Here is a 25,620-nt window from a genome sequence, read left to right as displayed (position 1 = left end):
AATTAGAGATAAAATAGTGAGTACATAAAATTCATTATTGGCTACTTAGCTCAGTTGGTTAGAGCACATCACTCATAATGATGGGGTCGCAGGTTCGAATCCCGCAGTAGCCACCATTCTTTCTTTATGAAAGAAAAAATACAAACAACGTTATATTGAATCACCAATATCGATATAACTATAAAGATTTGCTGCGGTCGTGGCGGAATTGGTAGACGCACCAGATTTAGGTTCTGGCGCCGAGAGGTGTGAGAGTTCAAGTCTCTCCGACCGCACCATCATTGAATAGAACCCAGCTTTTTAGCTGGGTTTTGTTTTATCTGGAATATGTAAATCTGCAAGCCAAGTCACCAAGTATTCTCTCCTATAACCTCACTTTTACTACAATTTTATTAGACAATGTCTGCTCCATTTCCTAACTGAGTATGACTGTCTATGAAAACCCTCCCTTTAACGATCGGTTGCTACACAGATTCTCCAAGTAATAGCCAAGGTGTATATCAAACTCAGTTAGATCTAGAAACGGGAACGCTGTTGCCTTTAGAGCTTATAGCGGCCTGCACTAACCCCTCGTTTATTACCACGACAAAGTTGGGGGTCTACACAGCTTCTGAAGTTGACCAAAAGATGCAACCACAACTGATTCATATACCGAATTCTGATTCAACAATAGCGTCAAATACTGGGCCAATCTCAGGAGATCACCCTTGTCATATCACGATAGATCCCCACAATAAGTTTGCTATTACATCGCAATATTCATCAGGGACATTCGATATCTTTAGTTTAAGTATCAATGGCAATATCGATAAACGGCTCAAAACACTCAAAATGGTTGGTTCTGGACCTAATGCAGAAAGACAAACAGGCCCACATGCACATCAAAGCCTTTTCCTAAAGAACTCTCCGCAGTTTGTCACCGTCGATCTCGGAGCCGATCGAATCAACTTCTATTGCTTTGACGAAGAGCAAGAAGAGTTCCTTGATGAACCAATGCAATCTATCAAAGTACGTGCAGGGAATGGACCTCGTCACTTAATCTTTAATCAAGCTGAAGATAGAGCCTATGTGATGTGTGAGCTCTCTGAAACAATATTGATTTTAGAAAAGTCTTTGGGCATTTGGAATGTAGTGGAAGAGATTGATGCATTGCCTAATATGGAGAAAGGAGAAGCCGCAGCTGCGATTAAGCTATCGCCAGATGAGCAATTCCTTTATGTGTCTTGCCGACATCAATCCAGAATCAGTTGTTTTAGAATAGACTCCGTCACTCAAAAGCTCATTTTTATGGATAGTTACGATGTTGAAGGTAAGTTCCCTCGCGACTTTCATATCACTAAAGACGGGCAATGGCTTATCGCCGCAAACCAGCATTCCAACAACCTCACATCATTCAAACGAGATATTGAAGATGGCTCCCTCACCTATACTGGATGCTCTTTAGCCATCGATGCACCTGTGTGTGTAACGCAATAGTATTAAGATACTAAGCACTAAGCACTAAGCACTAAGCACTAAGCACTATCACGAAATCAAAAAAGGAGAGCCTCAGCTCTCCTTCTTTTTATAACTCAATAATTTGGACTAACCAATCACAACCCTAAAGCGTATTTAAGTACCTGTGATTTAATCGGCCCTGAGTTTTCTGCTAGCTTTAGTGCAGCATTACGCACAAACTTAAGTGGGCCAATGTCATTGCTAAACGTTTTGTAGAAAAAGTCCATGCCACTTTGCATCATTAGATTGTCACCTCTTCTGATCACTTCATAGCGTCTCGCCACAGATTGATTCAATTCACCTTTCCCTTGGGTGATATCCAATAGTGCTGCCACATCTTTAAAACCCAAGTTAACACCCTGCCCTGCTAGAGGGTTAATCGTATGTGCAGAGTCCCCGACTAAAATACAGTTATTCTTTGAGTATGATTGAGCATGACGTCGTGTCAGAGGAAAAGAACCCGAGTTCAAAACTTTGATATCACCTAACTCTTTAGGAAAGTGAGTAAGTACTTCATTACGTAATTTTTCAGGGGGCATTGCTGACAGTTGCTTAATACGCAGTGGAGAATCATACCAAACTAACGAGCCCTGCCCGACTTCTTGATCGTCAGAGATTAGAGAACACAAAGGCAAAAATGAACGAGGACCACTTGGTAAAAATTGCTGCCAAGTAATATCTTGCTGAGGCTGTTCTGTTTCTACGTTGATAAGCATGCAGTGCTGTCGGTAATCCCAAGCCGTAATACCAATCCCTGCTTGCTGACGGACGGTTGAATTTGCGCCATCAGCGCCAACCACCCACTTCGCGGACAACTGAGTACCCGACTGAAGCTTGACTATATTGGTCTCACCAAACTCAATCTCATCGAGCTTTTCTGGACATAACAGTTCGAGATTGTTGTAGGCATCAAACTGAGCCCATAAACCCAATTGGATTAATCGATTCTCAACGATGTAACCTAAACGAGGTAAATCAAGAGATGCAGCATCAAACCGAGTACGACACTCTGGGTGTTCCCAAGTTTCCAATCGCTTGTAAGAACAGACGCGCATCGCTGCAATACTTTGCCATGCACCAAGATCTTCAAGCAAATCGACCGATGCTTGAGAAATCGCTGACACACGAATGTCCATCGCTTGCGACTCATCAAAAGCTTGTGGGGCAAAACCTTCGATCACCGCAACACTCAGACCTTGCTTTGCAAAACCGATTGCTGTTGCTGCACCAACCATGCCGCCACCGACGACTACAATATCGTAACTGTTCATATTTTGTACTTATCAGTTTGATTCTTTGACTGTTTTTGATTGTACTTTTTCATAACGAACTTGTAACCAAAAACCTTATTCGAAAGAAGGGTTATCCCTTATGGCATATGGCGTTAACGATAATAAAAACCACTACATAAGAGATTTGTTCAGACTACTAGTCAGTCGGTTTTGAAACCAGTACAATACGCCGCTTGCCGCTAGAGCCTGTCATAAAATTGAATACCGAATTATGACGAACGGAGCTAGCGGATGAATAATGGGCGATTTGCTCCCTTAAATTAAACTAACGATCGAGCGAACATATAATGAGTAAGAAACTGCTAATTAAAACTTGGGGCTGTCAGATGAATGAATATGATTCATCAAAAATGGCCGACCTGCTTAACGCTGCAAATGGCTATGAGCTAACTGAAGTACCTGAGGAAGCAGACGTACTACTATTGAATACTTGTTCTATCCGCGAAAAAGCGCAAGAAAAAGTATTCCACCAGCTTGGTCGTTGGAAAACGCTTAAAGATAAAAAAGAAGGTGTGGTGATCGGTGTGGGTGGCTGTGTAGCGACTCAAGAAGGTGATCACATTCGTCAACGTGCACCTTACGTAGACGTTATCTTTGGCCCACAAACATTACACCGTTTACCAGAGATGATTAAGTCATCACTGTCTAACGAAAAGCCAGTAATGGACATCTCTTTCCCAGAGATCGAAAAGTTCGATAACCTGCCAGAGCCAAAAGCAGACGGCGCAACAGCCTACGTTTCTATCATGGAAGGTTGTTCTAAGTACTGTACTTACTGCGTTGTTCCATATACTCGTGGCGAAGAAGTTAGTCGTCCAATGGATGATGTGCTATTCGAAGTTGCACAACTTGCAGAGCAAGGCGTACGTGAAGTAAACCTGCTAGGCCAAAACGTAAACGCATTCCGAGGCCCTACTCACGAAGGTGACATCTGCACATTTGCAGAGCTCCTTCGCCTAGTTGCGTCTATCGACGGTATCGACCGTATTCGTTTCACAACAAGCCACCCGCTTGAGTTTGGTGACGACATCATTGAAGTTTACAAAGATACCCCTGAACTAGTGAGCTTCCTTCACCTACCAGTACAAAGTGGTAGTGACCGTATTCTTACGATGATGAAGCGTCCACATACGGCTATCGAGTACAAATCTATTATCCGTAAACTGCGTAAAGCTCGTCCTGACATTCAAATCAGCTCTGACTTTATTGTTGGTTTCCCTGGTGAGTCTAAGCAAGACTTCCAAGATACAATGAAGCTAATTAAAGAAGTTGATTTCGATATGAGCTTCAGCTTTGTTTTCTCTCCACGTCCAGGTACGCCAGCGGCAGATTACCCATGTGATGTACCAGCACAAGAGAAAAAAGATCGTCTGTACGAACTGCAACAAACAGTAAACACACAAGCTATGCGTTTCTCTCGTCTAATGCTAGGCACAGAGCAGCGTATTCTTGTTGAAGGTCCATCAAGAAAGAATCTCATGGAACTGCGTGGCCGTACTGAAAACAGCCGTGTTGTGAACTTCGAAGGTTCTGCAGACCTAATCGGTCAGTTTGTAGATGTGAAGATCACTGAGGTTTACACTAACTCACTACGTGGTGAGCTAGTTCGCACAGAAAAAGACATGGGTCTACGCGTTGTAATGACTCCAGCAGAAATGATGGAAAAAACAAAGCGTGAAGACGAGCTAGGTGTAGCGACATTTACGCCATAGGCAATACAACTGTTTGAGCACAAAGCGCAAACACAAAGCTTGAAATTACCTAACTAAGTGACCATCTTAGAAATAGGGATATCACCATCAAAAGCCCGGTCTAAATCGGGCTTTTTGCTCTTTTTTATATTTAAGAGTGAGTGGCACAAAATGAGAGGCTAATTTGAGCAATAAAATCGTTACCTTAGAGATAAATCTAGAGCCAGCAGACAACAAGCGCTTGGCAAGTTTATGCGGACCATTTGACGACAACATCAAGCATCTTGAGCGTCGTCTGGGCGTTGAGATTAATTACCGTAGCAACTTTTTCACGATTGTCGGTAAGCCTCACACTACAGCCGCCGCTTTAGACATCATCAAACACCTCTATGTTGAAACGGCTCCAGTTAAAGGCAACATAATCGATATCGAACCAGAGCAAGTGCATCTGGCGGTCACTGAGTCTGGCATTTTGGAGCAACACGTCGAGTCTGAAATCGACTACGGCAAAGAAGTGACCATTAAGACTAAAAAAGGCGTCATCAAACCTCGTACGCCAAACCAAGCACAATACCTAATGAATATGGTCACTCATGACATCACTTTTGGTATTGGACCTGCTGGTACTGGTAAAACGTACTTAGCTGTTGCGGCTGCGGTTGATGCACTTGAACGTCAAGAAGTTCGTCGAATCCTACTGACTCGTCCTGCTGTTGAAGCTGGTGAGAAGCTTGGTTTCCTACCAGGTGATTTAAGCCAAAAAGTAGACCCATATTTGCGTCCGCTTTACGATGCACTGTTTGAAATGCTTGGCTTTGAGCGTGTTGAGAAACTGATTGAGCGTAACGTAATTGAAGTTGCTCCACTGGCTTACATGCGTGGTCGTACATTGAATGATGCGTTTATCATTCTTGATGAGAGCCAAAACACCACGGTAGAACAGATGAAAATGTTCTTAACCCGTATCGGTTTTAACTCACGCGCTGTGATCACAGGTGATATTACACAAATCGATTTACCTCGTGGGGCAAAATCAGGCCTACGTCATGCAACTGAAGTACTCAGTGAAGTGGATGATATTAGCTTTAACTTCTTCATGTCTGAAGACGTCGTTCGTCACCCTGTGGTTGCTCGTATCGTTAATGCGTACGAGAAGTGGGAAGCCAAAGACCAAAAAGAGCGTAAAGAGTTTGAGGCTCGCAAACGAGAAGAACGAGAAGCCAAACTTCTTGAGGCTCAGCAAGCTGTTACGACACAATTAGCAACACAAAATAGTTCTGTCATTGCAGAGCAAGGTGATAAATAGATGTCTATTGAACTAGACCTGCAATTAGCAGTCGAAAATGAGCAAGGTCTTCCAACTGAGCAAGATATTCAACTTTGGTTAGACAAGACAATTCCTCAGTTTCAAGAGAGTGCCGAGTTGACGGTTCGTATTGTTGATACACAAGAAAGCCACCAGCTCAATCATGACTATCGTGGAAAAGATAAGCCAACTAACGTGCTGTCTTTCCCATTTGAAGCACCACCAGGAGTGGAATTAGATCTACTGGGTGACCTCATTATTTGCCGCCAAGTTGTCGAAAAAGAAGCAGAAGAGCAAAGTAAGCCTCTGCTAGCACACTGGGCTCATATGGTTGTACATGGCAGTCTGCATCTGCTAGGTTATGATCATATCGAAGATGATGAAGCTGAAGAGATGGAGTCACTCGAAACAGAAATCATGCAAACTATGGGGTTTGAAGACCCGTATATTCTAGAAAAGTAAATCGATTCTAGTAAAGTAGGTTGCAGAGAAACAATAACTCATCGAACCTGTGATTTTCGCAGGAATCTGAGTTGTAACGTGTGCTATCACACTTCTGATAGCGTTATTTTTTGAGAAATCATGAACGAAGGTAACCCCCCCACTTCTGAGGGAAGTAAAAAATCTGAAGGTCCGAGTAGAAAGTCCTTCTTTGAACGCCTAGGCCAACTATTTCAAGGTGAAGTAAAAGATCGCCAAGAGCTCGTAGATGTAATCCGCGACTCAGAAATTAATGACCTAATTGACCACGACACACGCGACATGCTCGAGGGTGTTATGGAAATTTCAGAGATGCGAGTACGCGATATCATGCTGCCTCGCTCTCAAATGGTTACAGTTGAACGCACCGATGATCTAGATACATTGATTGCGCTCATTACTGATGCTCAACACTCTCGCTACCCAGTGATCAGTGAAGATAAAGACCATGTTGAAGGCATTCTATTAGCGAAGGACCTACTTAAGTATTTGGGTTCAGAAAGTGCCCCATTTGATATCGAACAAGTGATTCGCCCTGTCGTGGTTGTTCCTGAAAGTAAGCGTGTTGATCGCCTACTCAAAGAGTTCCAAGAAGAGCGCTACCACATGTCTATCGTTGTCGATGAGTTTGGCGGAGTTTCTGGCCTGGTAACCATTGAAGATATCCTCGAAGAAATCGTTGGTGAAATTGAAGACGAGTTCGACGATGAAGAAGAGCTAGATATTCGTAAGCTGAGCAAGCATACTTTCTCTGTTAAAGCTTTAACCACTATTGAAGAGTTCAACGATACGTTTAACACTGCCTTTAGTGACGATGAAGTGGATACGGTAGGCGGCATGGTTATGACAGCACTCGGTCACCTGCCAGTTCGTGGCGAAATTGTAGAAATCGAAAACTACCATTTCAAAATTACGTCTGCAGATAACCGTCGTGTGATTCAGCTACAGGTAACGATACCTGACGAACAACCTCTTCCGACTATCGAAGAATAACAACTTCTCTCTAAAGAGATGACAGAAATTAGATGACTAAGACCTTTATTCATCGCCTATTACGGCCGCTAGCGGCCGTTTTTGTTGGCGCTATAACCACCCTTTCATTCGCTCCATACTCTATATGGCCTCTTGCTATTCTCAGCCCAGCTTTGTTGCTGTTACTGATCCACAACCGTTCTCCTAAAAGTGCGCTTTGGATTGGCTACGGATGGGGTTTAGGCCAATTCGCAACAGGTATCAGCTGGGTATACGTCAGCATCGATCATTTTGGCGGCATGCCACTGGCAGCCAACCTGTTTTTGATGGCTTTGCTCATTGGCTACCTAGCGGTTTATTCAGGCCTATTTACCTGGAGCTTAAACAAGTACTTCCCTGCTAATAACCTAAGCCGCTTTTTCCTCGCAGCTCCTGCATTGTGGTTAATCAGTGATTGGCTGCGTGGTTGGGTAATGACGGGCTTTCCTTGGCTTTGGCTTGGCTACAGCCAAATCGATTCTCCACTAGGCTCGTTTGCACCGATTGGCGGTGTCGAGTTAATTACTCTGGCAGTCATTGTCTCTGCATCTGCACTCGCTTATATGGTTATCAATAAAGCATGGAGTGTTGGCATCATCCCTGCGATCGTATTCAGTGCAGGTTTTGGCATTCGAAATATCGATTGGGTGACACCGAACCCTGAAAAAACAACCTCAGTGGTATTGATTCAAGGCAATGTAGATCAAGACAGTAAATGGCTACCAAGCCACCGCTGGCCTACGATGATGAAGTACACAGATCTAAGTAGAGAAAACTGGGATGCCGATATCATCATTTGGCCTGAAGCCGCTATTCCAGCATTCGAAGTTGAAATTCCATCTTTCTTACGTAACTTAGATAGCGCAGCGAAGATGAACAACAGCTCAATCATCACTGGCGTACTCAATCAGTCTGAAGATAAGAAGTACTACAACAGCGTTCTTTCTCTAGGTGTCAATCCATACGGTGAATACAGCTACGATCCAGACGAACGCTACCATAAACATCACCTATTGCCATTTGGTGAGTTTGTGCCGTTTGAAGATATCTTGCGCCCATTGGCACCGTTCTTCAACTTGCCGATGTCATCATTTAGCCGTGGCGATTTTGTTCAACCAAACATCGTGGCAAATGGCCGTCACTTAGCACCTGCGTTGTGTTATGAGATCGTCTTTAATGATCAAGTTAGACAAAGCGTGACTGATGAGACGGACTTTATTTTAACGCTCTCTAACGATGCGTGGTTTGGTCGTTCGATTGGTCCACTGCAACATATGGAAATCGCACAGATGCGTGCTCTAGAGCTTGGTAAGCCGCTTATTCGCTCTACCAACAATGGTGTGACGGCTGTTACCGATTATAAAGGCAACATCATCAAACAAGTGCCTCAGTTTGAAACGGCCGTATTAAAAGCTGAACTCATTTCAACGGATGGTCAAACGCCTTATCACACAGTTGGTACTTGGCCACTGTACATCTGGGCGTTGCTCAGTTTGGTGATGGGTTGGGTAATTAGAAAGCCAAAGAGCTAGATTCGAAGAAAAGTGATTAGAGGGTTGACTGATTGAGTCAACCCTTTTTTATTGCCGCAGTTTGAAGTTAATTACATGTTTACGGTTTAAGGGCTTTACGACTAAACCCTTTAAAACCACATTTAATGCATGGAATGATATTGGTTGGGTGGTTATATTCGGTTTGATGACCACACTCGTCACATACCAAAGTACCTAACCCAATGACTTCACCCGCTTGATATAGGCCCTGATGCTCTAAATCTTGGAACAGTTCAACCCATTCCACCTTAGTTCGATCAGTGATGTCCAACAGGCCTTGCCAAATAGAGTCTGCAATCATCAAATAAAACGGACCACTTTTGCTCTCTTCATAGCTTTCGGAAAACTCTTTTAAATCCGATTTTACGTAAGCGGAAATCAACGACAGCTCGTCTTTGGTCATGTCATTGGCTGCTTTCGCAAATTTACCTGACGTTTCGATTTTGTTGTTGAGCTCTTCAGGACTATGCTTCAGCGTTTCGATGACCTCTTCAACCACTTCTTCATAGAGTGCTTTTTTCTTCGGCATAACAACCTCCTTAAGATAACCAACTTTTACGCGGGCAAACGGATGTGCCGCAATGCACTCCCGCTCACAAACAAATGCAATTCATACTCTTAAGTATAGTTGCCCTGCGAAATTCAGTGAAAATTACGCCATCTACTAGGTAGCAACTGCAAGTATGAAGGGTATAACTATTGTTGTACTAGGCTCCTTTAGGTATTCTATGACGATCTGTAAGATTCTGTTCTAACCGAACTCACAAATTCCAAGATAACCGGATACCATCGATGCAAGAACAATATAACCCGCAAGAGATTGAACAAAAGGTTCAACAACACTGGGATGGCAGCGAGACTTTCGTTGTAAGTGAAGACCCAAACAAAGAAAAATTCTACTGTCTTTCTATGTTCCCGTACCCAAGTGGCCGACTTCACATGGGTCACGTGCGTAACTACACCATCGGTGATGTGGTATCTCGTTTCCAACGTCTACAAGGCAAAAACGTAATGCAGCCAATCGGTTGGGATGCATTCGGCCTACCAGCAGAAAACGCAGCTGTAAAAAACAACACAGCGCCTGCTCCGTGGACTTACGAAAACATCGAATACATGAAAAACCAGCTTAAACTTTTAGGCTTTGGTTACGACTGGAAACGTGAATTCGCAACATGTACTCCAGAGTACTACCGTTGGGAACAAGAGTTCTTCACTAAGCTTTACGAAAAAGGCCTAGTTTACAAGAAGACTTCTTCTGTGAACTGGTGTCCAAACGACCAAACGGTTCTTGCGAACGAGCAAGTAGAAGACGGTTGCTGCTGGCGTTGTGATACTCCGGTAGAACAAAAGAAAATTCCTCAGTGGTTCATCAAAATCACTGAGTACGCTCAAGAGCTACTAGATGATCTAGACAACCTTGAAGGTTGGCCTGAAATGGTTAAGACCATGCAGCGCAACTGGATCGGCCGCTCTGAAGGTGTTGAGCTATCTTTCGCTGTTAACGGTGAAGAAGCGCCACTAGAAGTTTATACAACTCGCCCAGACACACTGATGGGTGTTTCTTATGTTGGTATCGCTGCAGGTCACCCACTTGCAGAGAAAGCATCAAAGAACAATCCTGAGCTTGCAGCATTCGTTGAAGAGTGTCGAAACACCAAAGTGGCTGAAGCAGAACTAGCAACGATGGAAAAGAAAGGTATGGATACTGGCCTAACGGCTATCCACCCTCTTAACGGTCGTGTTGTTCCTGTTTACGTAGCTAACTTCGTTCTTATGGATTACGGCACAGGTGCTGTAATGGCGGTTCCTGCTCACGATCAGCGTGACTACGAATTCGCAACTAAGTACGGCATCGATATCATCCCAGTAATCAAACCTGAAGACGGTTCTGAGCTAGATGTGTCTGAAGCGGCTTACACTGAGAAAGGTGTACTGTTCGATTCTGGAGAATTCGACGGTCTTGCGTTTCAAGAAGCATTCGATGCAATCGCTGCGAAACTGGAAGCTGAAGGCAAAGGTAAGAAAACAGTAAACTTCCGCCTACGTGACTGGGGTGTATCTCGTCAGCGTTACTGGGGTGCTCCAATCCCAATGGTAACCACTGAAGACGGTGAAGTTCACCCAGTACCAGCAGACCAACTGCCCGTTATTCTTCCAGAAGACGTGGTAATGGATGGCGTTACTAGCCCAATCAAAGCTGACAAATCTTGGGCTGAAACAACATTCAATGGCGAACCTGCGCTACGTGAAACTGATACGTTCGATACGTTCATGGAATCATCATGGTACTACGCACGTTACTGTTCACCACAAGCTGATGACATTCTAGATCCAGAGAAAGCTAACTACTGGCTGCCAGTTGACCAATACGTTGGTGGTATTGAGCACGCTTGTATGCACCTGCTTTACTCTCGTTTCTTCCACAAGCTTCTACGTGATGCGGGTTACGTGACATCTGACGAACCGTTCAAGCAACTTCTATGTCAAGGTATGGTTCTAGCTGACGCGTTCTACCACACCAACGAGAAAGGCACTAAAGAGTGGATTGCTCCAACTGACGTGACTATCGACCGTGATGCGAAAGGCCGCATTGAAAAAGCTGTCGACAACCAAGGCCGCAACGTTGAGCACTCAGGCATGATCAAAATGTCTAAGTCTAAGAACAACGGTATCGACCCACAAGAGATGGTAGACAAGTACGGCGCTGATACAGTACGCCTATTCATGATGTTTGCATCGCCTGCAGACATGACGCTTGAGTGGCAAGAGTCTGGCGTTGAAGGGGCAAACCGTTTCCTTAAGCGTGTTTGGAAACTGGTTCACGCTCACTCTTCTAAAGGTGCAGCTGAAACTGTGGATGCTTCTGCTCTATCTGGTGACCAGAAAGCACTTCGTCGTGATATCCACAAAACTATCGCGAAAGTAACGGACGATATCGGCCGTCGCCAAACGTTCAACACAGCAATCGCTGCAATCATGGAGCTGATGAACAAGCTAGCGAAAGCGCCTCAAGAGTCTGTACAAGATCGTGCAATTCTTGATGAAGCACTAAAAGCAGTTGTACGTATGCTTTACCCTATGACGCCACACATCTCTTACGAAATGTGGATTGCATTGGGTGAATCAAACGTAGACTCAGCAACATGGCCAACTTTCGATGAGAAAGCGCTAGTTGAAGACGAGAAGACTATCGTTGTAATGATCAACGGTAAGCTACGAGCAAAACTAACGGTTGCTGCTGACGCGACAGAAGAGCAAGTTCGTGAGCTTGGTCTAAATGATGAGAACGCTAAGAAGTTCCTAGATGGGTTAACTATCCGTAAAGTTATCTTCGTACCTGGTAAGCTTCTAAACATCGTTGCGAACTAATTTCGCTAACATTGTGCAATTGCTAAAGAATTAAAGAACTTAATTCATCAAAAGCAGTCTGTAGACAGGGTAGCTAATAACCCTGTCTACTTATTTAAGCGCTTTAGACTTGAGCCTAACAACTCTAACTAACTAAAGCTTTTTAATAAGTATTCTACCTTCATGAGAGCCATCAAATAATGCGCCTGAATTCACTATCTTCATTGAAAGTTACTATTGTTGTTCTAACCGTTAGCCTACTGAGCGCCTGTGGTTTTCACCTGCGCGGTGATTACTCTGTGCCAGAAGAACTCAACAAAATCTCTGTGACCAGTTACGACCAATACAGTACGTTTACACGTATGATGAAAAGCCAGCTGCGTATGAATGATGTAGAAATCGTGCCACCTGCTGAGAACACACCTAACCTGCACATCATTAGCGAAGGCGTCGGTGAGCGAACGCTGTCTCTTTATCAAGGTTCTCAAAAAACAGGTCCTCGAGCAGCTGAAAAAGAGCTAACGTTCAAAGCAAGATACCGCGTAACTATCCCGGATTTAGGCTCAAAGACATTCTCAACCAGCGTAACCCGCAGTTATCTAGATAACCCGTTAACTGCACTTGCGAAATCGGTTGAGCGTGACATGATAGAAGACGAAATGCGCAAACTTGCTACGAGCCAAATCCTTCGTCAAATGGCTCGATTAAAAGCTAACATTGCAGCTGATAGTATGAACCTAGAAAAGCTTGAACAGGTTCAAGTAAAAGAGCTTGAGAAACAATACAACATCAAAAACATTGAAATTGAAGACGTAGAGATCACTCCGACTTCAGAAGAAGAGTCAACGTTAAGTGAATCAGCTGAGCAATAGGTTTATTTAATGCGTATTTTTGCTGATCGTTTATCTGAGCAACTTGCTAAGCAGTTAAGCAACGTTTACCTAATTTTTGGTAACGAACCTTTACTACTGCAGGAAAGCCGAGAAGCGATTCAAAAGACAGCCAAAGAGCAAGGTTTCGAAGAACGCCACCGCTTTGCTATTGATAGCAGTCTCGACTGGAATCAAGTTTACGACTGCACTCAAGCATTGAGCCTATTCTCTAGTCGTCAGCTCATCGAACTTGAATTGCCAGAGTCCGGGGTCAATGCCGCAATAGCAAAAGAGCTGCTCGCAATTTCAGAGCATATTCATAGCGACATCTTGTTGATCTTGGTGGGTACCAAGCTCACTAAAGCTCAAGAAAGCGCTAAGTGGTTTAAAGCACTCTCGAATCAAGGCCACTGGATCAGCTGCCTAACCCCAGACGTTAGCCGATTACCTCAGTTTGTTCAAACACGCTGTCGTCAGATCGGCTTATCACCGGATCCTGAAGCGATACAAATGTTGGCGCAATGGCATGAGGGTAATCTATTTGCGCTCACCCAAAGCCTAGAAAAACTGGCTCTCCAATACCCAGATGGAAAGCTCACATTAGTACGTTTAGAAGAATCGCTGAGTCGACACAACCACTTTACGCCATTCCATTGGAGTGATGCGTTATTAGCAGGCAAAGGCAATCGTGCACAGCGAATCCTGCGTCAGTTAGAAGCCGAAGGTGTCGAACCCGTTATCTTATTGCGCAGCATACAACGTGAGCTTGCTCTGCTATTACAAATGCAGCAACAAATGAAGCAGATGCCAATCGCGCAGGTATTTGAAAAGCACCGTGTCTGGCAATCCAAAAAAACTATTTATAACGCTGCGCTAACAAGAGTTTCGATATCTCAATTACACTCCCTGTTTGCGCTACTCACTCAAGTAGAATTAATGACAAAAACGCAATATGAACAGTCGCCTTGGCCACTAATTCATCAGTTAAGCGTAGAGTTTTGTACCCCTTCAGCTTCAATCCCATTTCACGCATAAAAGCGTGGTATATTCTAGGGTCAACAGACCCTAAAAAGCTAAACTCAGATTAAAGGAACACCCCGTGTTACGTGAAGAACTAAAAGATTTTCTTGCAGACAAAGCCGACGACATGAAAGCAGAATCGATTGTGACTATCGATGTAGAAGGCAAATCAAGTGTTACTGACTACATGATTGTTTGTACTGGTACATCTAAGCGCCATGTTGCCTCTATTGCACAGCATGTTGCTGATGAAGTGCGCAAGGCTGGCATGAATCCCCTTGGCATGGACGGCCAAAAAGAAGGTGAATGGGTTGTTCTAGACATGGGCACAAGCATGCTTCACGTTATGCAAGAAGAGCATCGTGAGCTGTACCAACTAGAAAAACTTTGGGGCTAAGCTTTGAAGATCCAGTTAATCGCAGTTGGTACAAAAATGCCAAAGTGGGTTGAAGAAGGCTTTAAAGAATATAAACGCCGCTTCCCTCATGATATGCCATTAGAACTCATTGAAATCACTGCGGGAAAACGCGGTAAAAATGCCGATATTGCACGTATTCTTCAAAAAGAAGGCGAAGCAATGTTAGCTGCAGTTCCAAAAGGTAACCGCATTGTCACACTCGATATCCCAGGTAAAAAGTGGGATACGCCTCAACTCGCAGAGCAATTGGAAAGTTGGAAGCTGGATGGCCGTGACGTTTCTATCCTTATTGGCGGGCCCGAAGGATTAGCACCAGCATGTAAAGCGGCAGCAGACCTAAGCTGGTCTCTATCAGCACTTACTCTCCCTCACCCATTAGTACGCGTTATCATGGCTGAAAGCTTATATCGAGCTTGGAGCGTCACTGCTAACCACCCTTATCATCGAGAATAAGCGTTAATGTTACGTAAACGTAGCCAAATTCGTGATTACAAAGCAGAAGCACGACTATTTACTAGTCGTGCTTTTGTTGCGTTTGCAGGGATTATAGTGATGATGAGCTTGCTGGTTGTGAACCTTTACAACATCCAAGTTAATCAATATCAGGACTATAAAACCCGCTCCAACGACAACCGCATCAAGGTCGTTCCAATCGCACCCAATCGTGGTTTAATTTACGACCGCAACGGTGTACTTCTTGCAGAAAACCGGCCTGTTTTTAATCTGGAGATCACCCCAGAAAAAGTCAAAAACATGGAAGATACGCTTGTTCGTTTACAAGCGTTAATCGACATACCACCGGAGCGTATCGAACGTTTTAATCGTGATCGTCGTAATTCACGTCGCTTCAAATCAGTACCTATTCTTAATCAGCTTACCGAAGAACAAGTGGCGGTCTTTTCTGTAAATCAACATAAGTTCCCAGGCGTTGAAGTGACAGGGACGCTAAAACGTTTCTACCCTTATGGTGATGTGTTAACTCACGTGATTGGCTACGTATCTCGCATCAACGACCGTGATATGCAGCGCTTGGTTCGTGAAGAGAAAGACGCCAATTACCAAGCCACCCGCGATATCGGTAAACTCGGCATTGAGCGCTATTACGAAGACATGCTACACGGCACCGCTGGCTATCAAGAAGTCGAAGTAAACAGCCGTGGACGAGTGATCCGCACTCTTAAATTTGTACCTTCGGCTCCGGGGAAAGATATCGTGCTCAACTTGGATATCAAACTTCAGCTATACGTGCATAAACTGCTTGATGGACGTCGTGGTTCAGCCGTGGTTCTCGACCCGAAAGACAATGGCGTATTAGCCATGGTTTCCAGCCCAAGCTACGACCCAAATGCCTTTGTGCATGGTATTTCCTCGAAAGGTTATAATGCCCTGCTTCAAGACAAAGACCGACCTTTAGTTAACCGTGCAACGCTAGGAATTTATCCGCCAGCATCGACGATCAAACCCTTCATTGCCGTCGCAGCTCTACAAGAAGGCGTAATTACTCCGAACACGACGCGTAATGACCCGGGCTATTGGAAGATTCCAAACTCAAAAACGAAGCCGTTCCGCGACTGGTTACGTTGGGGACACGGTGTCGTTGACATAGAGAAAGCCATTGAAGAATCGGTTGATACCTTCTTCTACCAAATTTCATTTGATTTAGGCATCGATCGCTTATCTAAATGGATGATGTTATTCGGTTTTGGTGATTACACTGGCATCGACATTTACGAAGAAAGCAAAGCGAATATGCCCACTCGCGAATGGAAAATGGCCAGACACCGTGTACCTTGGTATCAAGGTGACACCATCCCTGTCGGTATTGGCCAGGGCTACTGGACAGCAACACCAATGCAGATTGCAAAAGCGACTTCAGTATTGGTCAATGAAGGAGAGGTAACCGCTCCCCATTTACTACGCGCGACAATTGAGAACGGTCAACCGTTCGATGAACAAACGATATCTGAAATCGAAACGTACCCTCCGGTAACTGGTGTTAAGCAGAGATACTGGGATATCGCGCAAGAAGGCATGAGATTGGTAAACCACGGAAAGAAAGGCACAGCAAGACGCTCATTCCAAAAAATGTCTTATCAAACTGCTGGTAAATCAGGTACTGCACAAGTATTCGGTCTAAAAGAAGATGAAGAATACAACGCAGATGAAATCGCAGAACATTTACGCGATCATGCCCTCTTCACCGGTTATGCGCCTTTTGAAGATCCTGAAGCGGTCGTAACTATCGTTTTGGAGAATGCCGGTGGTGGTTCATCAAATGGTGGCCCAGTTGTAAGAAGAATTTTAGACCATATTATTCTTGCAGAAGATTATGAAAGTGAGCCAATAAAATAATGAAACTTGATCCTTCAACTGGACGAAATAGAGCCCTATTTGAACGGCTGCATATCGACCTTCCGCTATTGCTTGGCATTCTGGTTTTAATGGGCTTTGCCCTATTGATCATGTACAGCGCAAGCGGACAAAGCCTTGCGATGATGGATCGCCAAGCGATGCGTATGGTGCTGTCTTTAGGTGTGATGATCTTTTTAGCGCAAATCTCGCCTCGTACTTATGAGACCTTGGCTCCACTACTGTTTGCGGGCGGCGTTATTCTACTACTCGGAGTGTTGTTCTTTGGCGAGGCCTCTAAAGGTGCACAGCGCTGGTTAAACTTCGGCTTTATTCGATTCCAACCCTCTGAACTATTGAAGCTTGCAGTACCTTTGATGCTGGCTCGATTTATTGGTAAGCGCTCACTGCCACCCACTTTCCAAACTTTAGCTATCTCATTAGTGATGGTGTTTGTACCTACAATCCTTATCGCTAAACAGCCCGATTTAGGCACATCGATACTCATCGCAGCGTCCGGTATCTTCGTGATATTCCTGGCAGGTATTAGTTGGAAGATCATTGCCAGTGCCGCGATTGCACTGGGTGGGTTTATTCCAATCTTATGGTTCTTCTTGATGCGTGAATATCAAAAAGTTCGTGTAAGAACCCTTTTTGACCCTGAATCAGATCCATTAGGTGCAGGCTATCACATCATCCAAAGTAAGATTGCAATTGGCTCTGGTGGTATATCAGGAAAAGGTTGGCTGCAAGGTACTCAATCTCAACTAGAGTTCATTCCAGAGCGCCATACCGACTTTATTTTTGCGGTCATCGCCGAAGAGTGGGGCATGATTGGTATTTTGTTTTTGCTCGCTATCTACCTGTTCATTATTGGCCGTGGCTTAGTGCTTGCAAGCCAAGCTCAAACAGCATTTGGGCGAATGATGGGCGGCAGTATCGTACTGAGTTTCTTCGTCTATATTTTCGTAAACATTGGTATGGTAAGCGGCATTCTACCTGTGGTTGGTGTCCCTCTACCTCTGGTCAGCTATGGCGGTACCTCTATGGTTACCCTTATGGCCGGTTTCGGTATTTTAATGTCAATCCATACACACAGAAAAGCATTCTCAAAGGCGACCTAATTGATGTCTGTTAAAGTAACTCCTATAAAAACATCTTTGGTTAATGAGCTGCCAATAAAAAAACTAGTGTCTATAGTGAGCCTAGCCGTTGTTATAAACGGTTGTTCTTCGACAGAACCAACAGGCCGCTACGATATAGATTCAGATATTGCACCAGACGCACCGATCTCAGTAGAGCATCTCGAGGATGCTCACCCTCAGTATGAACCTTATAGTTTAGGTGGTAACACGGATTACACTTTGCGTGGCGAAGACTACAAGATCGTAAAGAAGACAGAAGGGTTTACTGAGAAAGGCAAAGCCTCTTGGTACGGTAAGAAATTTCATGGTCATTTAACGTCGAATGGCGAGATCTACGACATGTATTCGATGTCTGCGGCACACAAAACATTGCCGATTCCGAGCTATGTAAAAGTGACGAATACCGACAATGACAAAACGACGATTGTGCGCATCAATGACCGAGGCCCATTTCATGAAGGGCGAATCATTGACCTTAGTTATGCCGCAGCATACAAACTCGATGTATTGAGAACAGGCACGGCAAATGTTGAGATAGAAGTCATCACTGTGGCTATGCCAACTGACGCAAATAAAAAGGCGGCTTTACCTCAATTTATTATTCAAGTAGCCACTTCCCAACATGAAGATAGAACCGAGAAGTTAGCCAAAGATCTAGGCGAAAAGTTAGCTGTAGCAACGTTCTTGCAGCCAAATGATGATAACTACCGCCTGATGCTTGGCCCATTTCATGACTATGCTCTGACTCAAGAAAAATTAGAACAAGTTAAGCTAATGGGTTACCCGTCAGCTTATATAAAAAAACACACGCTAACTCGCTAATTTATCTAACAGTTACTTCTGGTAATCAGCGCTCTGGTGTGACAGAGTGATTCTGTTAATATATGAATAGTTCACCTAATAATTGCATTCAAAATGATTAAATCTAATAAACTTGTTAAATCGATTTTTGCTACTTCAGTTGCACTTTCTGCAACGATAGCAACATCGTCATTCGCCGCTCCTATTATTGTTCCTGACGCTCCTCAAATCGCTGCTAAGGGATTTGTTCTGATGGATTACCATTCAGGCAAAGTACTCGCAGAGAAAGAGATGAACACTCAACTTTCTCCAGCAAGTTTAACCAAGATGATGACGAGCTACGTAGTCGGCCAAGAGCTAGAGCGCGGCAACATCAACCTAAACGACGATGTTGTTATCAGTGAAAATGCTTGGGCTAAAAACTTCCCTGATTCATCTAAGATGTTCATTGAAGTGGGTACAACCGTTAAAGTTGAAGAGCTGAACCGCGGTATCATTATTCAATCAGGTAACGATGCTTGTGTTGCGATGGCTGAACATATTGCTGGCTCTGAAGATGCATTTGTTGACTTAATGAACGCATGGGCGAGCTCTATCGGAATGAAAGACACGCACTTTGCTAACGTACACGGTCTAGACAACCCTAACCTTTACTCAACGCCTTACGATATGGCGCTACTAGGTCAGGCGCTGATTCGCGATGTTCCTGATGAGTACCGTATCTACTCACAAAAGAAATTCACTTACAACGGCATCACCCAGTACAACCGCAACGGTCTGTTATGGGATAAGAGCATGAACGTTGATGGCATTAAAACGGGCCACACAAGCAATGCAGGTTACAGCCTAGTAAGCTCAGCAACCGAAGGTAAAATGCGCCTAGTTGCTGTTGTTATGGGCACCAAGAATGCTAACGCTCGTAAAACAGAAAGCAAAAAACTGCTTAGCTACGGTTTCCGCTTCTTCGAAACAGTGGCACCACACACCGCTGGTGAAACCTTCGTTGAAGAGAAGATCTGGATGGGTAGCAAGGACACGGTTGCACTCGGTGTCGACGAAGATACGTTCGTGACTCTGCCTCGTGGCCAAGCTAAGAACCTGAAGGCAAGCTTCGTTCTTGAGAAAGAGCTAGAAGCACCAATCAGCAAAGGCGACGTTGTGGGTAAACTATTCTACCAAGTCGACGGTGAAGACGTTGCTGAATACCCACTACTTGCACTTGAAGATGTAGACCAAGGCAGCCTATTTAGCCGCCTGTGGGATTACCTAGTACTGCTGTTTAAAGGTTTGTTCTAAACCAGTCAACAGTTTGTTCTACGTAAAATCTAAGCTTGCTGTATAGCTAACCTAATGAGTAGGTTCATGATTTGCTCATTAGCTAAACAAAAGCCGCCATGTGCGGCTTTTGTTGATCTTGAGTTCGGTGATATTTACACGTAATATTCCGCCTTATTACTCGTGTCTGTTGACCGAACACGCTTTTTATCGACATTTCGCCAATTTGCGAGAGTCTAGCCTTTTGGAGCTAATCATGAACATCAATTCTGATGCAAAACTAAAAGACCTCTTAGAGTTCCCTTGTTCATTCACTTACAAAGTTATGGGCTACGCTAAGCCAGAACTTACTGAACTAGTGCTAGAAGTGATCCAGCGTCATGCTCCTGGTGACTACAGCCCAACTCTAAAACCGAGTGCGAAAGGTAACTACCACTCTGTTTCTATCAATATTACTGCGACTTCAATTGAGCAAGTAGAAACGCTATATAAAGAACTGGGCGAAATCGAAATCGTTCGTATGGTTCTGTAACTTTCGATTACGCATGAAAAACAGCGGCTTATTGCCGCTGTTTTTGTTTGAAACCCTCGCTCCCCTTCCAAAGCATTCAACTTAATTTTCAATAAATACAAAGAAAGTTGAAAAACCTTGCTGTCCGTCTGTAGTTAGAAACCTGTTTCGCGTTTATAATGCGCTCACTTTATTAATCCTTGAGGAAGTGCCGCTTTGCAAAATAAGCTAATCGTAAAAAAATTAGGTCGTCAGGATTACGAACCTGTATGGAAAGCCATGCATAAGTTCACAGACGAACGCACGGATGAAGACGTAGACCAAATTTGGTTGGTTGAACACAACCCAGTTTTCACTCAAGGACAAGCAGGTAAAGCTGAGCATGTATTAAATGCTGGTGATATCCCTGTGATACAAAGCGATCGCGGTGGCCAAGTGACGTACCACGGGCCCGGTCAGTTAGTCGCTTACTTCCTGATAAACATCCGCCGCAAGAAATTCGGAGTGCGTGATTTGGTTACTCATATTGAGAACCTCGTAATCAATACTCTGAAAGCTTACAATATAGATTCAACTGCCCGACCTGACGCTCCTGGTGTTTATGTCGATGGCAAGAAAATCTGTTCACTCGGATTACGAATTCGACGCGGCTGCTCGTTCCACGGGCTAGCACTCAACGTCGATATGGACTTGTCTCCATTCCAACGTATTAACCCATGTGGTTACCAAGGGATGGAAATGGCGCAAGTAAGCCAACTCGGCGGTCCAAGTGAACTAGAAAACGTTGAGCAACAGTTAATACAAGAGCTCGTAGAACTACTCGGCTATGACCAAGTAGACATTCAAGCCACCAGTAACATTACAGCAGAAGCATAAAATCATGAGCAAACCAATCCAAATGGAAAAAGGCGTTAAATATCGTGACGCTGACAAAATGGCATTAATTCCCGTAAAGAATATGCCTGCTGAACAGAAAGAAGTTTTACGTAAGCCTGCATGGATGAAGATTAAACTTCCTTCAGACAGCCATCGTATTCAAGAAATCAAATCTGCAATGCGCAAAAACAACCTGCACTCAGTTTGTGAAGAAGCGTCTTGCCCTAACCTAGCTGAGTGTTTTAACCACGGCACGGCAACGTTTATGATTCTTGGCGCTATCTGTACTCGTCGCTGCCCGTTCTGTGATGTTGCCCATGGTCGACCGAATGCTCCAGAAGCCGAAGAGCCGAAGAAACTGGCTAAGACGATTAAAGACATGAAACTGAAGTACGTTGTAATCACTTCAGTAGACCGTGATGACTTACGTGATGGCGGTGCTCAACACTTTGCTGATTGTAACCGTGAAATTCGCGAGCAAAACCCAAACATTCGTATCGAAACACTGGTTCCGGACTTCCGTGGTCGTATGGACGTTGCGCTTGAACTAATGAAAGACAACCCACCAGATGTTTTCAACCACAACCTAGAGACAGCGCCGCGTCTATACCGTAAAGCGCGTCCAGGTGCGAACTACAAGTGGTCTCTTGATCTGTTAAGAAAATTCAAAGAGCAGCATCCAAGCATCCCAACCAAATCAGGTGTGATGATGGGCCTTGGTGAGACGAAAGAAGAGATCGTTCAAGTATTGAAAGATCTTCGTGAACATGGTGTAACGATGCTGACTCTAGGCCAATACCTAGCACCAAGCCGTCACCACTTGCCAGTTGAACGCTACGTGCCGCCTTCTGAGTTTGATGAGTTGAAAGAGATTGCTCTAGAGCTAGGCTTCACTCACGCAGCATGTGGTCCGTTTGTACGTTCTTCTTACCATGCAGACTTGCAAGCACAAGGTATGGAAATTAAGTAATCACGATTGCTTAACGAACAATACAAAGGCGCTGAATTTTATGTTCAGCGCCTTTTTTCTATCGAACAAGCTTGTTCGATACAAAAACAACAAAGCCACTCATTAAGAGTGGCCTTGAACTGCAAGTCTAATCATCTAGATGTTAAATGCTCTACTAGCCAAAAGATGCCCAGATAACCGTTGCGACTAAAATTGGGCACACGAGCTTCACATACATTGGCCAAACCTTACCAAACCAACCAAGTTGAAAGTCAGGACAACCTTGCTCAAGCTCTTTCACTTTTGACGCTCGGCTCCATACCCAACCACCAAACACACAGAACATCAGTGCAGCGACTGGTTGAAGGTACTGAGTCGCAATCATCGCTACCATGCCAAACATCGCAGCAAAGTTGTAAACAATCACCACACTGAACAATGCGATAGCACCACCAATTACCCAACTTGTTGGCGTTCGTCTGGTCTTGAAACGCTCACTAACAAGAGCGACAGGGGCTTCCAACATTGAAATCGATGAAGTAAGTGCAGCAATCGTTAGCAATAAGAAGAAGACAATTGCGAAGACCTGACCCAGCATACCTAAGCTATCAAACATCAAAGGCAGAACCGTAAATACTAGGGTATCAGAGCTCAGTAATGAGCCATCTTCAGCATAGATTTGAACACCTTTTTGCATCGCAACAAACATCGCAGGCATCACGACTAAACCCGCAATAAAAGCAACCGCGGTATCAACTAAGGTAACGTTCATTGCCATTTTGGGCAGGTTCTCTTTCTTACTTAAGTAAGAGCCATAAACCAACATCGAGCAACCGCCAATAGTGAGCGAGAAGAAGCCCTGTCCCATTGCCGCCAGAATCAGTTTTCTATCCCACACTTTCTCAAAGTCTGGAACAAGGTAATGTTTTAGGCCTTCCATCGCGCCAGATTGCGTCATGATGTAAACAAACAATAAGCCAAATAACACAAATAGCGCAGGCATCAAACGGGTCGACCATTTCTCGATCCCCTGCTTAACACCGCCCTGAACAATCAAGATAGTCAGTACATAGAATGCGACGGTACCAAAAACATTGCGCTCAACACTGAAGCCTTTAAACCAATCAGCAGCAGCCTCTAGACCAATCAGGTCAGCGACAGCACCAATTAGGAAGCAGATCAACCAACCACCGACAATGCTATAAAACGCTAGCACTGCACTTGGAACACTCAACCCAATCCAACCGACAAATTCACCGACTTTCTTGCCTAACGGGTTTGTAGTCAAAGAACGCATGCTATCGACAGGATTTGCTTGGCCATGTCGACCAATAGCCATCTCAACCACCAGCATCGGGAAAGCAACCACGAAAATCATAATTAGGTAAACAAGCAGAAAAGCACCACCGCCGTTACTGGCGACTTGGGTTGGGAAACCCCAAATATTACCTAAGCCAACAGCTGCACCCGCCGCTGCTAAAATAAAACCCAAACGAGAGCTAAAGTGCTCTCTTGAAGAGGAAGATTGTTGGTCCATATTGCCCGCATTAAAAATCAGTGAACTAGTTGAGAAGTACAGTAATCAAAAGCAATGATAGGTACAACTAATAAATGAGCAATCTTCTGATTTTTACAACAAACACGCTATTTAGAACCATTAAATTAACAAATAACTGGTCTTATCGTTTACCAAAAAGCAGTAAAGCAAGGTTCAGGACTAGACAAATCATGGATTTAATTGAGATGAATACTCGTCGTATTGTTCAATTTATACGAACAAAAAGAGCACCAAATGGTGCTCTTGTGACTTATAGTTAGATTCAGATTAGATCGTGAAGACTTGATAGTCTTTTAGGTTCGGAATGATTTCATGCAGCTGTTGCTCTTGTTCTGCCATCTCATCAAGAGAATCACAGAACTCATTCGCTTCCTCTTGCACTTGTTGAGAGTGTTCTTTCATGCGCTCTTCAACTTTAAGCTTTAATGCAGCCATGCTGTCAGCCAATTCAGTAAGATTTAAGCCACCATCTTGTTTCATTTTTTCTGACATCGCATTAAAAGCGCTAGAGATAAATTCTTGGTTAAAGATCTCCTTAGCCTTCTCGAAATCTTCAGACCAACCATTGGCCATCGAATCAAAACTGTCTGCTGGTAAAACTAACTCGCCATCTTTGTAGTAACGAGCTTCCAGTTCAGCAAAGTAGGTTTTCATTGACTCTTTTACATTATCAAATGATTCCGGTGAATCTAGGCTAGCAGCAATGTCATCAATAACATCATTCGCTAACGCTAAACCATCGTTAGCCATTTGTTTCGCTCTTGGTAAGTACTCACTCATTTTTTCGCGGTATTTCTCAATCGCCGCTTGTTGGTCGGCATCAAGCTCAACCTTCTCACCATGGATATATAAGTCGTTGTTACCATCAAAAACGGCAGTATCACCATTCACTTGATGGATTTCGACTTTCTGGTCATCGATTCGCAATTCATTTTTCAAATCAACTCGACACTGAGCAGCAAAAGTTGGCAGGCTCACAACAGAGATTACCGCTGTTAACGATGCGATTAATACATTGTTCTTCATAAACATTTTGTTTTTCATAAATACATTGTTTTTCATAACATCCTCTCATCAATCTGACAGATTACTATACCCTTGGTATATGCTTCTTTGTCAGAGAAACGTTTTATATATATCCGTTACTCAGTTAGTCGATAGATATTACTTCATAGCAAAACTGTTTATCTGCGACCTTAAACTCAATCTCATCACCGACTTCTTTCCCCATTAGAGCCTGACCAAAAGGTGCATTTTCCGTCACGATAGCAACTTCATTGTTATTCCACGTAACAGAAAGCCCACCGACTCTCGGCCCCATGAAAAAGTGTTTATATTGATCATGCTCGTCAATGACCACTACATAGCTGCTCACTGTAATCTTCTCACTATCACGCAGCACTAAGTTACGATAACACTGAATGTCACCTTCACACTCTTGCACTCTTACTGCTTGACCGTGGGCAAGATACGAAGCTTCTAGTGCCAATGTATCGTACTTATGCTCAGGCACAGTCTCTTCATCGGTCGCCGCATCAATAGCGCGTTGAGTCGCAGATTGTGCGATACGTAATCGGGATTCAAGTTGCTCTATGATTATTTGGCGAAGCTCAGACTTATTCATACTATTGGGGTGCTTTTCTATAGGAGCTACAGAATAGAATTAGG

At 44.0% G+C, this 25,620-nt stretch carries 23 protein-coding genes and 2 tRNA genes; 20 read left to right on the top strand and 5 right to left on the bottom strand.

Annotated elements, in window-relative coordinates:
• Nucleotides 1-39 precede the first annotated feature (39 nt).
• From AB4180_RS11280 to AB4180_RS11270, 3 genes are all read left to right on the top strand, one after another.
• Nucleotides 40-116: transfer RNA gene (locus tag AB4180_RS11280), tRNA-Met, on the top strand.
• A gap of 77 nt (nt 117-193) precedes the next feature.
• A tRNA-Leu gene (locus tag AB4180_RS11275) sits at nt 194-278 on the top strand.
• A gap of 157 nt (nt 279-435) precedes the next feature.
• The gene (locus tag AB4180_RS11270; protein WP_102250053.1) at nt 436-1,476 is read left to right on the top strand and encodes a lactonase family protein; all 1,041 of its coding nucleotides are present in this window, start codon (nt 436-438) and stop codon (nt 1,474-1,476) included.
• A 116-nt stretch (nt 1,477-1,592) separates the two neighbouring features.
• On the opposite strand, the gene AB4180_RS11265 is transcribed toward AB4180_RS11270, so the two are convergent.
• Nucleotides 1,593-2,768 (bottom strand): 2-octaprenyl-3-methyl-6-methoxy-1,4-benzoquinol hydroxylase, encoded by a 1,176-nt coding sequence (locus AB4180_RS11265; protein ID WP_102250052.1) that lies wholly within the window; start codon nt 2,766-2,768, stop codon nt 1,593-1,595.
• Nucleotides 2,769-3,076: 308 nt separating this feature from the next.
• Here AB4180_RS11265 and miaB point away from each other — a divergent pair, with 308 nt between their 5' ends.
• The 5 genes from miaB (at nt 3,077) to lnt (ending at nt 8,809) form a co-directional block, all read left to right on the top strand.
• A complete protein-coding gene (gene miaB / locus AB4180_RS11260) occupies nt 3,077-4,501 on the top strand; it encodes a tRNA (N6-isopentenyl adenosine(37)-C2)-methylthiotransferase MiaB (RefSeq protein ID WP_009848484.1) in 1,425 nt (474 codons plus the stop codon).
• Nucleotides 4,502-4,664: 163 nt separating this feature from the next.
• A complete protein-coding gene (locus AB4180_RS11255) occupies nt 4,665-5,786 on the top strand; it encodes a PhoH family protein (protein WP_009848483.1) in 1,122 nt (373 codons plus the stop codon).
• Nucleotides 5,787-6,248, top strand: a complete 462-nt coding sequence (gene ybeY / locus AB4180_RS11250) for an rRNA maturation RNase YbeY (protein ID WP_009848482.1) — start codon at nt 5,787-5,789, stop codon at nt 6,246-6,248.
• 120 nt (nt 6,249-6,368) lie between these two features.
• Complete coding sequence (corC, locus tag AB4180_RS11245) at nt 6,369-7,259, top strand: CNNM family magnesium/cobalt transport protein CorC (protein ID WP_012603382.1); 891 nt, start codon at nt 6,369-6,371, stop codon at nt 7,257-7,259.
• Between the two features lie 32 nt (nt 7,260-7,291).
• Entirely contained in the window at nt 7,292-8,809 is a 1,518-nt protein-coding gene (gene lnt, locus AB4180_RS11240) for an apolipoprotein N-acyltransferase (protein ID WP_102250051.1), read from the top strand.
• 79 nt (nt 8,810-8,888) lie between these two features.
• Here lnt and AB4180_RS11235 read toward each other — a convergent pair whose 3' ends face one another.
• Nucleotides 8,889-9,359 (bottom strand): zinc ribbon-containing protein, encoded by a 471-nt coding sequence (locus AB4180_RS11235; protein WP_102250050.1) that lies wholly within the window; start codon nt 9,357-9,359, stop codon nt 8,889-8,891.
• Nucleotides 9,360-9,622: 263 nt separating this feature from the next.
• Between AB4180_RS11235 and leuS the strand changes: the two genes are divergently transcribed.
• The 12 genes from leuS to lipA all read left to right on the top strand — a co-directional run bounded on the left by leuS (nt 9,623) and on the right by lipA (nt 22,415).
• Complete coding sequence (gene leuS, locus AB4180_RS11230) at nt 9,623-12,199, top strand: leucine--tRNA ligase (RefSeq protein ID WP_102250049.1); 2,577 nt, start codon at nt 9,623-9,625, stop codon at nt 12,197-12,199.
• Nucleotides 12,200-12,378: 179 nt separating this feature from the next.
• Nucleotides 12,379-13,050, top strand: coding sequence for an LPS assembly lipoprotein LptE (gene lptE / locus AB4180_RS11225; RefSeq protein ID WP_017096209.1), 672 nt, complete (start codon nt 12,379-12,381; stop codon nt 13,048-13,050).
• Nucleotides 13,051-13,059: 9 nt separating this feature from the next.
• Nucleotides 13,060-14,085 carry a DNA polymerase III subunit delta gene (holA, locus tag AB4180_RS11220; RefSeq protein WP_102250048.1) on the top strand — a complete coding sequence of 342 codons (1,026 nt, stop codon included), beginning with the start codon at nt 13,060-13,062 and terminating at the stop codon, nt 14,083-14,085.
• 64 nt (nt 14,086-14,149) lie between these two features.
• On the top strand, nt 14,150-14,467 hold the full coding sequence (rsfS, locus tag AB4180_RS11215) for a ribosome silencing factor (protein ID WP_009848475.1): 318 nt from the start codon (nt 14,150-14,152) through the stop codon (nt 14,465-14,467).
• A gap of 3 nt (nt 14,468-14,470) precedes the next feature.
• Complete coding sequence (gene rlmH / locus AB4180_RS11210) at nt 14,471-14,941, top strand: 23S rRNA (pseudouridine(1915)-N(3))-methyltransferase RlmH (RefSeq protein WP_102250047.1); 471 nt, start codon at nt 14,471-14,473, stop codon at nt 14,939-14,941.
• A 6-nt stretch (nt 14,942-14,947) separates the two neighbouring features.
• On the top strand, nt 14,948-16,840 hold the full coding sequence (gene mrdA, locus AB4180_RS11205) for a penicillin-binding protein 2 (RefSeq protein ID WP_012603375.1): 1,893 nt from the start codon (nt 14,948-14,950) through the stop codon (nt 16,838-16,840).
• Complete coding sequence (rodA, locus tag AB4180_RS11200) at nt 16,840-17,961, top strand: rod shape-determining protein RodA (protein WP_009848472.1); 1,122 nt, start codon at nt 16,840-16,842, stop codon at nt 17,959-17,961. The genes mrdA and rodA overlap by 1 nt, the downstream gene beginning before the upstream one ends.
• Before the next feature lie 3 nt (nt 17,962-17,964).
• Nucleotides 17,965-18,804 (top strand): septal ring lytic transglycosylase RlpA family protein, encoded by an 840-nt coding sequence (locus tag AB4180_RS11195; protein WP_029225605.1) that lies wholly within the window; start codon nt 17,965-17,967, stop codon nt 18,802-18,804.
• A gap of 93 nt (nt 18,805-18,897) precedes the next feature.
• Entirely contained in the window at nt 18,898-20,079 is a 1,182-nt protein-coding gene (locus tag AB4180_RS11190) for a serine hydrolase (protein WP_012603373.1), read from the top strand.
• Between the two features lie 232 nt (nt 20,080-20,311).
• Nucleotides 20,312-20,590: a DUF493 family protein YbeD gene (gene ybeD / locus AB4180_RS11185; RefSeq protein WP_029223108.1), complete on the top strand. Its 279-nt coding sequence runs from the start codon at nt 20,312-20,314 to the stop codon at nt 20,588-20,590.
• Nucleotides 20,591-20,785: 195 nt separating this feature from the next.
• Nucleotides 20,786-21,445, top strand: coding sequence for a lipoyl(octanoyl) transferase LipB (gene lipB / locus AB4180_RS11180; protein WP_012603371.1), 660 nt, complete (start codon nt 20,786-20,788; stop codon nt 21,443-21,445).
• A gap of 4 nt (nt 21,446-21,449) precedes the next feature.
• Nucleotides 21,450-22,415 carry a lipoyl synthase gene (gene lipA / locus AB4180_RS11175; RefSeq protein WP_017096213.1) on the top strand — a complete coding sequence of 322 codons (966 nt, stop codon included), beginning with the start codon at nt 21,450-21,452 and terminating at the stop codon, nt 22,413-22,415.
• A gap of 154 nt (nt 22,416-22,569) precedes the next feature.
• Here the strand turns inward: lipA and AB4180_RS11170 are convergent, their stop codons facing one another.
• The 3 genes from AB4180_RS11170 to AB4180_RS11160 form a co-directional block, all read right to left on the bottom strand.
• Entirely contained in the window at nt 22,570-23,931 is a 1,362-nt protein-coding gene (locus tag AB4180_RS11170) for a sodium-dependent transporter (protein WP_102250046.1), read from the bottom strand.
• A gap of 288 nt (nt 23,932-24,219) precedes the next feature.
• A complete protein-coding gene (locus AB4180_RS11165) occupies nt 24,220-25,014 on the bottom strand; it encodes a YggN family protein (protein ID WP_102250045.1) in 795 nt (264 codons plus the stop codon).
• Between the two features lie 88 nt (nt 25,015-25,102).
• Nucleotides 25,103-25,576, bottom strand: coding sequence for a GreA/GreB family elongation factor (locus tag AB4180_RS11160; protein ID WP_009848382.1), 474 nt, complete (start codon nt 25,574-25,576; stop codon nt 25,103-25,105).
• Nucleotides 25,577-25,620: the final 44 nt, after the last annotated feature.

Source organism: Vibrio sp. 10N.286.49.C3 (assembly GCF_041469545.1).
GTDB classification, from domain to species: domain Bacteria; phylum Pseudomonadota; class Gammaproteobacteria; order Enterobacterales; family Vibrionaceae; genus Vibrio; species Vibrio tasmaniensis_A.
This window is presented reverse-complemented; position numbering and strand designations above follow the sequence as displayed.